We start from the raw sequence: 12429 nt of genomic DNA on the forward strand, positions 1-12429 counted from the left end.
CCCCCTGGCGGGGTCTGGGGCGGAGCCCCAGGGGACGGGAATGGGTAGGGGCGGCGGGGGCGAAAAACCGGAGCCCGCCACCCCCACACCCTTACCGATGCGACGGAAACTCCACCACCTGCTGATACGTGGGCCGGTTCTGCCACTGGATCGGGCGGTGGGTGATCCCGCCGACCGCTCGCTGGACGATCGCGTCCGAGCACCACTGGTCCCCGGCCGAACACCGATCGTCGCCCGGGTAGACCTCGCTGGCGGGCTTGGCCACGGCCCGGCCGAGGGCGCTCAGCAGAGCGTCCCGGCAGGCATCGAGACCCCCGTCACCGCAGAACGTACGGCCCAGCTTGCCCTCCACCGGGTCACCGAGGACCGTACGCAGATCCTTGTCGACGTAGCCCCACCACCCGTACTGGAAGGCCGAGCCCGCATGCCCCCCGGTCGGACCGTGCCCCGCGGACGGCGACTCGTCGACCGTGAGCTGCGCGGTCAGCGCAGCCCACAGATCCTGGCCCAGGCCGGGCTTGAACTCGGCCTCGACCAGCAGCGGCCACCACGCGTCCATCACCCGGATCGCGTCCGCGTGCGCGTAGGTCTTCGAGGTCGCGGACGTCTGGTTGCGCTGGGCACCCGCCTTCAGCCAGGCCGCCAACTGGTCGACCGCCTTGGCCTGCGCGGGATCGCTGATCGGCTTGCTGCGCAGGATCCTCAGCAGTTCCGGCAGTACTTGCTCACCACGCAGATCGGTGACCGCCGCCTCCGCCATCGCCCGCGTCAGGGTCGCCCTGGTGACCCCGCCCTTCGCCACGAGCTTCTTCACCCGCTCGTCGAGCAGGTCACCTCGGTGCACCGCGCCCTGGCTGAAGTCTGCGGCACTGAAGTCCTTGGCCTGCTTGTTGTTCCAGGAGATGTAGTAGTCCTGGTCGACCGACCGCGGATGCTCGGCGGGCGGGGTGTGCGCGGCCGTGTTGTGCTCCGGGTCGAAGTCCTGCCACTCGTACGCCTTCTCGGCCTTCACCGGGAAGGAACCGTCGACGTCCTTCGCCCGCACCGGGTTGTCGCCGCTCATGTAGTAGGCGGTGTCGCGGGAGTCCGTGTAGAACCAGTTGAAGGCGTACGAGATGTGCTGTGCCGCCTGCTGGAAGGACTTCGCGTCCTTGACGTACGACGGGTCGTTGAACATCTGGAAGCCGATGACCGAGTCGGCCTCGTGGCGATAGGTGGAGCGCAGCGAGGTGTACGCGACGGGTTTGCCGTCGATCGTCGCGCGGTGGGTGACGATGCCGTAGTTCGTTCTGAAGACCTGCATACGGTAGGAGCCCGCGGCCGTGGAGTCGGCGGTCGACGGTTTCCAGGCGTTGGTCTTCTCCAGCTTCTCCATGGGGGTGCAGACGCCGTGGTAGAGGTAGGACGTGGACTGCTTGGTGGGTGTACGGCCGCCGGGCTCGCACAGCTGGACGGCGTAGGTGTCCGTGATGTCCTGGTGCGATGAGGTGGCCGACCAGGAGTAGTCCTGTCCCCGGCCGAGCTGCACGTACATGCCGACGCCCGCGAAGGACACGCCGCGTGCGCTGATGCCGGGGCCCTGGAGCTCCTGCATCATCAGCAACTGCGGGGCGAAGTAGCCGGTCTGCGGGCCGAAGACGGCGATCGGGTGGCCACTGGCCGTGGACTTCCCGGAGACGAGCAGGGCGTTGGACATGCCCTTCTTGCTCGCGCCGCCGCTGAACAGGTCCTCGGGGAGCACCCCGTCGTCGAAGATCCCCTTCAGGGGCTTCAGCGCGCTCGGCGTCCGCACCGCGGAGGTGGTCGTCCGCGCGTCGGTCCGGGCCGAGCCCGTGCGGTCGTGGACGAGCTGCTCCTTCTCGACGGAGCCCGGATCGGGCAGGGCGGTGCCCTTCGGCTTCGCGGGCTTCTGCCCGTACGGGAAGCTGCTGCCGTCGTGGAGGGTGAGCACGGTCTCCGGGTCGTCGCGTCCGCGGAACGACTCCCAGACCTTGGCGCCCTCCTCGAAGCCGTACTTCCGCTGGGCTTCGAGGAGGGAGAGCGCTGACTCGACCTCTCCCCCGCCGCCGGTTCCGAACAGCGCGCCGACGACCGAGGCGAGCGCGATCATGTCGGTCACCTTGAAGGGCTCGATCTCGCCCACGTTGGTGACCGAGTCGATCTTGCCGGTGAGGACGTACTCTCCGGGGAAGTAGCGTCCGTTCTTCGCCGCCACGCGGTAGGCGTTGAGGCCGTCGACATAGGCCTGGGCGTCCGCCATGGCCTGCTTTCCGCGCTCGCCGGAGTTGTTGAGCAGCCAGTCGACCTGCTTTTGGAGGTCGGCCTCCGTGTACGGGGCCTGCGGCCAGAACTCCTGCTCCAGCCCCTGGTTGGCGGCCGCGCCGCCCGCGAAGGGGGTCAACTCGCCGCGTCCGATGTGCCGGAAGAGGTCGATGAGCCACATCCGGTCCTGGCCGGCGGCGTACCCCGCTCCGAACTCGGTGCCGTAGCGGGTGGTGCCCTCGATGTGCGGGATGCCGTACTTCTTGTCGCGCGTGATCGCCACGTCGTCACGGGGCCGGGTGACGGAGGCGACCTGGTCGGACGGCACGCCGAAGGAGGCGTCGGCGTAGAAGTTCTTGAGGGTGTCGTCGGTGAGAGAGGGGTACCCGGACGACAGCGCGTCGTACGGGCCGAGTTGATCGTCCGCATGGGAGGGCTGCGTGCCGAAAACCCGATGGGTGAGGATCTCGGCGAGCGTGGCACTGCCGTTGGCACCCGGCGGCAGGATGTCCGCGCACTGCCCCTGGCAGTGGTCGGTCGCGGCGGCCGCCGGATCGGCGGCGGCGGACTGTGGCAGAGGTGAGAGCAGGCCGGCCGTGAGAACGAACACTGATACGGCTGTCAGGAACCCCGCGAATCCGCGGGGAGTTCTCAGTCTGGTGAGGGTGGTGCGTGAGGTGCGCCGTCGCATAACTGCTCCTCCCGACATTGTTGAGCCGGAGGTTACCGCCGGTAGCAGGGAAGTTGAAGATGAGCAGGCGTCAGCTTTGCTCCTCATCGCGTCGGGGAGGCGCGGGCAACACCTCGGGCGTGTGGCTGAAAGGGGTGGGGAAGGCGGCCGAAAGCCGTTCCAACGAGGGACTGACGGGGGGTTTATGGCCGTCATCGGAAATTGGATGGAGCCGAATCGGGTGTCGATACGTCTATTCGGCGACGTCCGTACGACGACGGCCGAAGTGACCGAAGTACAGGTGCAGGTGTGACGGAGGTGCAGGGCGATGGCCGGTTTCCGGAGTCTGGCGAGACAGGTGCGCGATCCGAGGAGCGATCTGGCACTGCGGCGCTATTCACTGCGCAAGTGCCTTGAAAGATTCGCCCCTTACGGGCATCGGGCCACCTGGGACCATCTGTGCTCCCGGGCCGGGTTCGGACCCGAGGACCGTTCCCCGGATCCGGCACGGCTGGTGGCCGCGCTCGACGAACTCGAGGAGGCGCGCTCGGTGTGGCTCGCCTACGAGGACGCGTTCGCCGAGCGCCGCAGGAAGGAAAAGCACGACGGGTTACGCCGGCCAGGCAGTGTGGACGACTGGCACCGGCTGACCTGGGGCGGTTTCGGAGTCGCATGGTGCGACGACCCCCGAGTCCACCCCGATGAGCCGCTGGCGGAGGTACTGCGCCGGCTGATCGCGGCCCTGGAGCGCGAGCCCGGCTCCGTCTGCCCGGCGTGTTCGGGCGAACGCCTCACATGGAAGTACGACCTGGCCCACGAGCCGTCCTCGGGCCCGGTCTGCACAAGCTGCGGAATCGTGGTCCCGCGGCCCGTTCTGACACCCGAGGCCCTGGCCGAGGCCAGGCGGGGGCGCATGCTGGTGTCGGTCTGAGCACGACGGGGGTGCGCCGGTCGAAGCCGCACCCCCGTGCACGTAATACCGTGATGGCGTTTTGACACCGCGTGACGCCTACGGCCGCACGACATCCGTGTGGATGGCGAGCTTGAACTCCGCGAGGAATATCGGCACGGCGACCTTCGTGTCGCCGGTTCCGCGCGCGGATATCTTCAGGCCGAGCGGTGTGCCGGGATGCACGAACATCTGCCACACGTAGGTGCGGTACTGGCCGCCGCGGGTCGTCTGGATGTCGGTGGTACCGGTCGAGTTGTAGCCCGTGGTTGCGTTCAGCGGGTCGCGCACGAAGCGCGCCCGGTACTCGTGTGCACGGGTGTCCGCCTGCCAGAACACCATCGCGCAGAGCACGCCCCAGCCGTCATGGCTGGGCCAGATCAGCCCGGAGCGCGGGTCCGGGAACCGCGAGGCGGCGCCCGAGCCGTTCGCCGGGTCGTGCATCTTCCAGGGGTCGTACTGCTCCTCACCCGTGACGTACGGGAAGCGCACCAGGTGGTAGCCGTCCGGGTCGTACGTGATCCTCTGTGTCCCCGAGCGCGCGGATTCCCACTTCAGCGAGCAGATGGCGGTGCTCATGAGCGTTCTCCTCTCCGTGCCGGGTCTGTCCCAAGTCCCTTGTGAACAAGACACGTTGACGGAGAAAGCGGTTGCGGGGTGGGGGCCGGCGGCCGCTTCAGCAGTCCTCGGGCACCTTCAGTCGCCTTTCTCAGGCACCTTCGGCGCAGTCCTCAGGCACCTTCGGCGCGCAGCCCTCGGGCGTCATCTCCAGCCGCTTGCGCCTCTGCTGCCCGGCGGCGCGCTCCACCATGAGCCGCGAGCCGCTCCGCTCCTCGCCGAAGGCGTCGTCCGGGTTGGACAGCACGCAGGTCTCCAGGGACAGGCAGCCGCAGCCGATGCAGTCCGTGAGGTGGTCGCGCAGGCGGCCCAGCTGCTTGATGCGCTCGTCGAGCTCGGACCGCCAGGCCTCCGAGAGGCGGGACCAGTCCTCCCGGGTCGGCGTGCGTTCCTCGGGGAGCTCGGCGAGTGCGTCACGGATCGTGGCCAGCGGGATGCCGACGCGCTGCGCGGCCCGTACGAACGCGACCCGCCGCAGTGCGTCACGCTGGTAGCGACGCTGATTGCCCGTGGTCCGGCGGCTGCTGATCAGGCCCTTGGACTCGTAGAAGTGCAGGGCGGAGACTGCTGCGCCGCTGCGGGCCGACAGCTGGCCGACCGTGAGTTCATGGATCTTCTCTGGAATCTGCGGCATCCCGTGAAGCCTACCCACCTCGTCGCACTTCCCCTCCGCACGCTCCCGGTACGTTGACAGGGGCTCCGCGACGGGCCATGCTAAGCAGTTGCTTAGACACCGTCACGCGGGAGGCCGGGAAACATGGCAGAGCCGAGGATCTTCACGTCAGCCGACGAACTGAAGGCGGCCGTGGGCGAGCAGTTGGGGCACAGCGACTGGCTGGAGATCGACCAGAAGCGGATCGACCTGTTCGCGGAGGCGACCGGCGACCACCAGTGGATCCATGTGGACCCGGAGAAGGCGGCGGCCGGGCCGTTCGGCACGACCATCGCGCACGGCTATCTGACGTTGTCGCTGCTGCCCACGCTCGTGCCGCAGGTCCTGCGCGTCGAGAACGTGCAGATGGGCGTCAACTACGGCACCAACAAGGTGCGGTTCCCCTCCCCCGTGCCCGTGGGCTCGCGGCTGCGCGCCTCAGCGGTGCTCAAGGAGGTCACGGAGGCGGGCGGCGGCGTACAGATCACGACCGCGGTGACCGTGGAGCGCGAGGGCGGCGACAAGCCGGTGTGCGTGGCGGAGTCGGTGTCCCGCTACTACTTCTGAGGGCCCTCTGATCCCGAGCGCCGGACTGATCCCGAGCGCCCGACGAACTACTTGCCGGCCCCCACCATCCGCAGCACGAGGTCGGCGTAGAGCGCGCCGACCTCGTCGGGTGTCCGGGGGCCGTTCACGTTGAACCAGCGTGCGACGTCGACGCACAGGGACAGCACCGCGAGCGTGGTGCCCGGTACATCCGGCACGTCGAACTCGCCCGCCGCCACACCGTCCTGGATGATGCCCCGCACGACGGCGTCCGTCTGGCGGCGCAGCGCGAGGATCTCGGCCCGGGCGTCGGGGCCGAGCGCCTCCAGTTCGTACTGCACCACGCGCGCGGTGGTGTGCTGCGCGGCGTGCCAGCGGACGAAGGAGCGTACGGCGACCGAGAGCCGCTCGGCCGCGCCGCCCTCGCCGTCGGCCGCCGCGTTCAGGATGGCGAGCGCCTTGTCGTGCCCGATACGGCTGATCCGGTGGAGCAGCTCTTCCTTGGTCTTGTAGTGGATGTAGAGCGCGGCCGGGCTCATGCCGGCACGGCCCGCGATGTCGCGGGTGGTCGTCGCGTGGTACCCGCGCTCGGCGAAGGCCTCCACGGCGGCGACGAGCAGCCGCCGGGCCGCGTCCGGGGTGACCTCGGCCCACGGCCGCATCTCGCCGCCGGACGTCTCCTCCGCCGTACTCATCGCTGTTCGCCCCTTCTCCACTGACGCCGCTCCGCTGGCAGGACGAACCACAATACCCCGGGACCTGAGCGGGCGCTTAGCGAGCGTATGACGTCCACCCGGCTGCCCCTCCCCCGCGGCGGGCGACGAGCCGCGACGACCCGCGCGAGGGGTCACACCTTCTCGAAGGGGTCGTACTCCGCGAGGAGTTTCTCCAGCCGGGCCTGGTCGACCCGGCTGACGATCTGCCCGGCCTCCTGTCTGTCCCGGATCACCTTGGCCAGCGTGAACGCCGAGGTGACGAGGTAGAGGACGGCGATCCCCAGGAAGCCGCGCACCCAGGCGTCGGCGTGCAGGTTGAAGATGCCGAGAGCGGTGGCCGCCATCGCGACGCCGAACGAGGCGACGGCCTGACCGTAGAAGGCTGCCGTGCTCTGCTGCTTGACCGGTGTCTCACTCATGCGGGCAAGTTTCGACGAATGGGCCGAAGCGCGTATCCGCCCACATACTCAGCCGGATACTCAGAAGGCCGAAACGTCAGCAGCCGTGCGGCGCGGCCGCACACTGACGTCGAAGTCGCGCAGCGGACCGTCGCCCACTGATGGCACTGCCGGTTTCCATGCCCCGCCCTACGATGTGCGCCATGGCCCGACCGCGCAAGCCTCTCCTCAGCACCGATCGCATCGTCGCGACGGCACGGTCACTCGTGGACGCGGAGGGCCTGGCCGCGGTCTCCACGCGCCGGCTCGCCGCCGAGCTCGGGGTGAGCGGGCCCTCGCTCTACAACCACTTCCGTACGAAGGACCAGATCCTGGAGGCGGTGGCCGACGCGGTGAGCGCACAGGTCGACCTGTCGATGTTCGAGGACGGCCGGGACTGGCGGACCGCGCTGCACGACTGGGCCGTCTCCTACCGGGCCGCCCTGCGCGACCACCCGAACATCGTCCCGGTCCTCGCGCGCGGTCCCGGCCGCCGCCCGGCCGGTCTGCGCCTGGCGGACGCGGTGTTCGGCGCGATGGTCGACGCGGGCTGGCCGCCCGCGCAGGCCACGTCCATCGGCGCGCTGATGCGGTACTTCATCATGGGCTCCGCGCTCGGCTCCTTCGCCGGCGGCTTCGTGGACGACGAGACCGCGTACGACCCCGCCGACTATCCGCACCTCGGGCAGGCCCATCTGCTCTCCGAGCAGCAGGAGAAGATCGACGAACGGGCCTTCGAGACGGGACTCGCCGCGCTGCTGGACGGGCTGGCGCTGCAGTACGAACAGGTGCGGCGCACGGTGTGACGCGGAGCCGGGACGGACACCGGCGGTCTCCCAAGCACCCTCCCGGAACGGTTCGGCACTCACCGAACCGTCCGTGTTCCATGCTGGAGCCATGAGCACCAGGAACACACACCGCGCACGGCCCGGGAGCGCACAGGCTCCTGGGCTCGCGGCGCTGGCCGGGCTGATCGCCGACGAGACTCGGGCCGCCTTTCTGCTGGTGCTGCTCGACGGACGGGCCTGGACCGCCGGCGAGCTGGCCCGGTACGCGGGGGTCGCCGCGTCGACGGCCAGCGAGCACCTGGGCAAACTCGTCGCCGGCGGGCTGCTCGCCGAGGAGCGGCAGGGACGGCACCGCTACGTACGGCTGGCCGACGCGCAGGTCGCGCAACTGGTCGAGGATCTCGCCGCCCAGGTGTCTCCGGCCGCCGCCGAACGGCCGCGCGGCCTGCGCGAGTCCAGTGCCGGGTCCGCGATGGCGCGGGGCCGCACCTGCTACGACCACCTCGCCGGGCGGCTCGGCATCGCCGTCACCGACGCCCTGACCGGACTTGGCCTGCTGCGTCAGGACAACGGGTTCGCGCTCACGGACGACGGGCTGGCCTGGTTCGACGGCCAGGGCATCCCTCTCGTACGCACCGGGCGGCGGCCGCTCGCCCGCGCCTGCCTCGACTGGACCGAACGACGGCCGCATCTCGCGGGCGTCGCGGGCGCCGCCCTGTGCCGGCACGCCCTGGACGCGGGCTGGTGCGTACGCATCGGCTCGGAACGGGCCGTGAAGGTCACGGACCAGGGCGATCGGGCCTTCGCGGAGCTTCTGGGGATCGAGCCGGCGGCGCTTCACTGAGCCGGCGAGCCTCCGCCCAGGCGCTCCACAGACCGCCTTGTCCGCAGGGGGCTCCGCTCCCAGCCCCGCGTCCGAAATCCGCGAGCCCTCACGGCCTTTCCCACCTAGCCTCTGGAGCGTGATGAAGTCTCCTCTGTCCTCCCGTCGTACCGACCTGCTGGCTGCCGGTGCCGCAGCGGTGACCGTCGTGTTGTGGGCCTCCGCGTTCGTGTCCATCCGGAGTGCGGGATCCGCGTACTCCCCCGGGGCGTTGGCTCTCGGGCGACTGCTGGCCGGGGCGCTCGTGCTCGGCCTGATATGCCTCCTGCGCGGGGAGGGGCTGCCGCCGCGCGCCGCCTGGCCGGGGGTCGTGGTCTCCGGGTTGCTCTGGTTCGGGCTCTACATGGTGGTGCTCAACTGGGGTGAGCAGAAGGTCGACGCGGGAACCGCCGCCCTGGTGGTGAACGTCGGCCCCCTGGTCATGGCCCTTCTCGCGGGGTGGCTGCTCAAGGAGGGGCTGCCGCCGCGGCTGCTCGCCGGGATGGCGGTGTCGTTCGCGGGCGCGGCGGTCGTCGGTCTGTCGATGTCGGGCGAGGGCAGCGCGTCCGTACTCGGTGTCCTGCTGTGCCTGCTCGCCGCGGTGGCGTACGCGGGCGGTGTCGTCGCCCAGAAGCCGGCTCTGCGGCACGGCTCCCCGCTCCAGGTGACCACGTTCGGCTGTGCGATCGGCGCGGTGGCCTGTCTACCGTTCGCAGGTCAGCTGGTCTCCGAGGCCGGTGACGCTCCGCTGTCCGCGACCCTCAACATGCTTTACCTGGGCGTCTTTCCGACTGCCCTGGCGTTCACCACCTGGGCCTTCGCCCTGGCCCGTACGACGGCCGGGAAGATGGGCGCGACGACGTACGCGGTGCCCGCGCTGGTGGTGCTGATGTCCTGGCTGGCGCTCGACGAGGTACCGGGGTGGGTCACCCTCGTCGGCGGGCTGGTGTGCCTGGCGGGCGTCGCGGTGTCGCGGTCCCGGCCTCGGGAGCGGGCGGTCACGACCACCGCCGTCACGGCCACGGCTGCGGCTCCGGAGGAGAGTCCGGAGCCGCAGCCCGAGCAGGCTTAGCCGCCGCGTACAGCCGTGAGGCACAGCGGCACGACTACATCGCCGGCACAGCAGCCGTCAGTCACCTGCTGTTCAGCGTGAACGCGCCCTGTTCGCGAGGACCTTGATCGATGCGAGCGCGATCACGGCGAGCCCGATGATGTAGCCGGACACGGACATCGACGTGCCCGTCGCCTCCAGCAGCAGCACCATCACGAAGGGCGCGAGTCCGCCGCCGAGTACGGCCGCGATCTGGTAGCCGAGCGAGGCGCCCGTGTACCGCATCTCGGGCGTGAACAGCTCGGCGAACAGGGCGGCTTGCGGGCCGTACATGATGCTGAGGAAGCAACTGGCGACGAACGTGCCGACAGCCAGCCACAGCAGCGAGCCGGTGTCGATCAGCAGGAACATCGGCACCGCCCACAGCGCGATCCCGGCCGCGCCGAACCCGTAGATCCGGATGCGGCCGACCCGGTCGGAGAGCGCGGCCGCCGCGGGGATCAGCACGAGCTGGGTGAGGCTCACGCAGAGCGAGACGGTGAGGACGGCGCCGCGTTCCATGTCGAGCTCGCGGGTCGTGTAGTCGAGGACGCCGGTGATGATGATGTAGAAGGTCGCGGTGTTGACGGCGAACGAGCCGCCCGCGAGGAACACCGTGCCGAGATGACCGCGCAGGACGGTACGCAGAGGTGAGTTCTTCTCCCCCTTCTCCTTCTCGGCCAGGGCCCGTTCGGCCTCGCGGAACTCCGGGGTCTCCTCGACGCGTGTGTGGATGTACCAGGCGAGTCCGAGGACGAGCAGGCCGACCAGGAACGGTACCCGCCAGCCCCAGGAGGCGAACGCGCTCTCGCTGGTGAGGGCGCCGGCGAGCAGGAAGACCGAGTTGGCGGTCACCACGCCGATGGGGACGCCGAGCTGGACCACGCTGCCGTAGACGCCGCGCTTGCCCTCGGGGGCGTACTCCGTGGCGAGGAGCATCGCGCCGCCCCACTGGGCGCCGACCGCGATGCCCTGCATCACGCGCAGTACGACGAGGAGTACGGGGGCGGCGATGCCGATCGTCGCGTACGTGGGGAGGAGGCCGATGCCCGTGGTGGCCACGCCCATCAGGACCAGGGCCAGGACCAGCATGGGCTTGCGGCCCCGTTTGTCGCCGAGTTGGCCCGCGATGACTCCGCCGAGCGGGCGGGCCAGGAAGCCGACGGCGAAGGTGGCGAACGAAGCGAGGACTCCTGCGGAGGGGCTGCCTGCGGGGAAGTACAGGTCTCCGAGGACGAGGGCCGCGGCGATACCGAAGACGAAGTAGTCGTACCACTCGACGGCGGAGGCGAGGGCGGCGGCGGTGGCCACCTTGCGGCGGTTTCTGGTGTTTTGTCTGGTTGTGCTGTCGGGGAGAGCGGAAGGTGCGGTGTCCATGCGTGCACACTCCGGTGGGTGCGGGGACGTTGCGGGGAACGTACTGACCGGACGGTATGTAGGTCAACGGTCGTGCGCGCACCGGTTGAGACACGCTTTGGGGTGGGTGGGTGTTTCTTCGCCCCCGCCGCCCCTACCCATTCCCATCCCCTGGGGCTCCGCCCCAGACCCCGCTCCTCAAACGCCGGAGGGGCTGAAGTATTCAAGCCCAGGCCGGCATCAATCAGCCCGTCTGGGGGCACCTCCCAGCGGTAGCTGGGGGAGTTTGAGGACGAGGCCGTTAAGGCCGATAGCTGGGGTCTGGGGGCGCAGCTCCCAGGGATGGGACGGGTAGGGGCGGCGGGGGCGAAAAACCTGCGGCGCCCACCGTGCCCCTAGAACACCACCAGCGCCCGCCCGCCCTTCCCCGCCACCATGCTGTCGAACGCCGCCGGGATCCCCTCCAGCGCGATCCGATCCGTCACCAGCGCCCCCAAGTCGAGACGCCCCGCGCGCACATGCTCGGCCAGGACCGGCAGGTCCCGTGACGGGTCGGAGTTGCCGTACACGCAGCCGGCCAGCGTGCGACCCCAGTGGAAGATCTCCAGGGCGTTGAAGGAGACCTGCTGATCCTTGCCGCCGATGCCGACGACCGTCGTGCGGCCACCGCGCCGCGTGGACTCCCAGGCCGCACGGATCGTGACGGCACGGCCCACGCACTCGACGGCCACGTCGACCCCCTGCTTGCCGGTCAGGCCACGGATCTCGCGCGCGGTGTCCTCGGAGGCGACGACGTAGTCGGTGGCGCCGACCTCGCGGGCCAGCCCTTCCTTCTCCGGGGACACATCGACCGCGACGATCTTCGAGGCGCCCGCGATCCGGGCCGCCTGCAACGTCGCGAGACCGACCCCGCCGACCCCGAACACCGCGACGGACTCCCCCGGCCGGACCTTCGCCGAGTGATGGACGGCGCCGTATCCGGTGAGCACGGCACAGCCGAGGAGGGCCGCGTCGGCCAGGGGGACGCCGTCCGGGGCGGGCAGCACGCACCCGGCGGCCACGACGGTCTCCTCGGCGAACGCCGCGACGTTCAGCCCGGGATGCAGCTCCGTGCCATCGGCACGATGCGCGTACACGTCCGCCGCGCCGGCCAGCGCGTTCGCGCACAACCACACTTCACCGAGGGAACAAGCATGGCAACTCCCGCAGGAGGGCGCCCAGTTGAGTACGACGTCGGTGCCGGGCGCGACATGCGTGACTCCCTCGCCGACGGAGACGACCGTGCCCGCTCCCTCGTGGCCGAGCACGGCCGGGACCGGCACCCTCATGGTTCCGTTGGACAGCGACAGGTCGGAGTGGCAGACCCCGGCGGCGGCCAGCCTGACACGGACCTGCCCGGGACCGGGCTCCGGCAGATCGATCTCCGTGATCTCCAGCGGAGCACCGACGGCGGGCAATACGGCAGCGCGAACCACGTACGAAC

At 70.1% G+C, this 12429-nt stretch carries 12 protein-coding genes; 5 read left to right on the plus strand and 7 right to left on the minus strand.

From position 1 onward, the window contains the following. Positions 1–91: 91 nt before the first annotated feature. Positions 92–2953, minus strand: a complete 2862-nt coding sequence (locus tag FGD71_RS28425; protein ID WP_119103395.1) for a penicillin acylase family protein — start codon at positions 2951–2953, stop codon at positions 92–94. A gap of 307 nt (positions 2954–3260) precedes the next feature. Here FGD71_RS28425 and FGD71_RS28430 point away from each other — a divergent pair, with 307 nt between their 5' ends. Beyond that, on the plus strand, positions 3261–3863 hold the full coding sequence (locus tag FGD71_RS28430) for a hypothetical protein (protein ID WP_119103396.1): 603 nt from the start codon (positions 3261–3263) through the stop codon (positions 3861–3863). 78 nt (positions 3864–3941) lie between these two features. Here FGD71_RS28430 and FGD71_RS28435 read toward each other — a convergent pair whose 3' ends face one another. Both FGD71_RS28435 and soxR read right to left on the minus strand, forming a co-directional pair. Further along, entirely contained in the window at positions 3942–4460 is a 519-nt protein-coding gene (locus tag FGD71_RS28435) for a hypothetical protein (protein WP_119103397.1), read from the minus strand. Positions 4461–4590: 130 nt separating this feature from the next. Next, entirely contained in the window at positions 4591–5133 is a 543-nt protein-coding gene (gene soxR, locus FGD71_RS28440; protein WP_119103398.1) for a redox-sensitive transcriptional activator SoxR, read from the minus strand. A 123-nt stretch (positions 5134–5256) separates the two neighbouring features. On the opposite strand from soxR, the gene FGD71_RS28445 reads away from it, so the two are divergent. After that, entirely contained in the window at positions 5257–5718 is a 462-nt protein-coding gene (locus FGD71_RS28445; protein ID WP_119103399.1) for a MaoC family dehydratase, read from the plus strand. Between the two features lie 47 nt (positions 5719–5765). Here the strand turns inward: FGD71_RS28445 and FGD71_RS28450 are convergent, their stop codons facing one another. Both FGD71_RS28450 and FGD71_RS28455 read right to left on the minus strand, forming a co-directional pair. Beyond that, positions 5766–6392, minus strand: coding sequence for a TetR/AcrR family transcriptional regulator (locus FGD71_RS28450; protein ID WP_119103400.1), 627 nt, complete (start codon positions 6390–6392; stop codon positions 5766–5768). A gap of 152 nt (positions 6393–6544) precedes the next feature. Next, positions 6545–6832, minus strand: a complete 288-nt coding sequence (locus FGD71_RS28455; protein WP_119103401.1) for a YiaA/YiaB family inner membrane protein — start codon at positions 6830–6832, stop codon at positions 6545–6547. 182 nt (positions 6833–7014) lie between these two features. Between FGD71_RS28455 and FGD71_RS28460 the strand changes: the two genes are divergently transcribed. The 3 genes from FGD71_RS28460 (at position 7015) to FGD71_RS28470 (ending at position 9572) form a co-directional block, all read left to right on the plus strand. Beyond that, on the plus strand, positions 7015–7656 hold the full coding sequence (locus FGD71_RS28460; protein WP_119103402.1) for a TetR/AcrR family transcriptional regulator: 642 nt from the start codon (positions 7015–7017) through the stop codon (positions 7654–7656). 91 nt (positions 7657–7747) lie between these two features. Beyond that, positions 7748–8482 carry an ArsR/SmtB family transcription factor gene (locus FGD71_RS28465; protein ID WP_119103403.1) on the plus strand — a complete coding sequence of 245 codons (735 nt, stop codon included), beginning with the start codon at positions 7748–7750 and terminating at the stop codon, positions 8480–8482. 121 nt (positions 8483–8603) lie between these two features. Beyond that, positions 8604–9572: a DMT family transporter gene (locus FGD71_RS28470; RefSeq protein ID WP_119103404.1), complete on the plus strand. Its 969-nt coding sequence runs from the start codon at positions 8604–8606 to the stop codon at positions 9570–9572. 72 nt (positions 9573–9644) lie between these two features. On the opposite strand, the gene FGD71_RS28475 is transcribed toward FGD71_RS28470, so the two are convergent. Then, complete coding sequence (locus tag FGD71_RS28475; protein ID WP_119103405.1) at positions 9645–10967, minus strand: MFS transporter; 1323 nt, start codon at positions 10965–10967, stop codon at positions 9645–9647. A gap of 374 nt (positions 10968–11341) precedes the next feature. Next, complete coding sequence (locus FGD71_RS28485; RefSeq protein WP_119103407.1) at positions 11342–12421, minus strand: Zn-dependent alcohol dehydrogenase; 1080 nt, start codon at positions 12419–12421, stop codon at positions 11342–11344. Between the last annotated feature and the right edge of the window lie 8 nt (positions 12422–12429).

This window comes from Streptomyces sporangiiformans (assembly GCF_005768555.2).
Classification (GTDB): Bacteria; Actinomycetota; Actinomycetes; order Streptomycetales; family Streptomycetaceae; genus Streptomyces; species Streptomyces sporangiiformans.

Excerpts from the sequence above, each read along its gene's own strand:
- FGD71_RS28450 (WP_119103400.1), bottom strand. The coding sequence starts at position 6,392 with ATGAGTACGGCGGAGGAGACGTCCGGCGGCGAGATGCGGCCGTGGGCC.
- FGD71_RS28445 (WP_119103399.1), top strand. The coding sequence starts at position 5,257 with ATGGCAGAGCCGAGGATCTTCACGTCAGCCGACGAACTGAAGGCGGCC.
- FGD71_RS28470 (WP_119103404.1), top strand. The coding sequence starts at position 8,604 with ATGAAGTCTCCTCTGTCCTCCCGTCGTACCGACCTGCTGGCTGCCGGT.
- FGD71_RS28425 (WP_119103395.1), bottom strand. The coding sequence starts at position 2,953 with ATGCGACGGCGCACCTCACGCACCACCCTCACCAGACTGAGAACTCCC.
- FGD71_RS28455 (WP_119103401.1), bottom strand. The coding sequence starts at position 6,832 with ATGAGTGAGACACCGGTCAAGCAGCAGAGCACGGCAGCCTTCTACGGT.
- FGD71_RS28430 (WP_119103396.1), top strand. The coding sequence starts at position 3,261 with ATGGCCGGTTTCCGGAGTCTGGCGAGACAGGTGCGCGATCCGAGGAGC.
- FGD71_RS28475 (WP_119103405.1), bottom strand. The coding sequence starts at position 10,967 with ATGGACACCGCACCTTCCGCTCTCCCCGACAGCACAACCAGACAAAAC.
- FGD71_RS28435 (WP_119103397.1), bottom strand. The coding sequence starts at position 4,460 with ATGAGCACCGCCATCTGCTCGCTGAAGTGGGAATCCGCGCGCTCGGGG.
- soxR (WP_119103398.1), bottom strand. The coding sequence starts at position 5,133 with ATGCCGCAGATTCCAGAGAAGATCCATGAACTCACGGTCGGCCAGCTG.
- FGD71_RS28460 (WP_119103402.1), top strand. The coding sequence starts at position 7,015 with ATGGCCCGACCGCGCAAGCCTCTCCTCAGCACCGATCGCATCGTCGCG.
- FGD71_RS28465 (WP_119103403.1), top strand. The coding sequence starts at position 7,748 with ATGAGCACCAGGAACACACACCGCGCACGGCCCGGGAGCGCACAGGCT.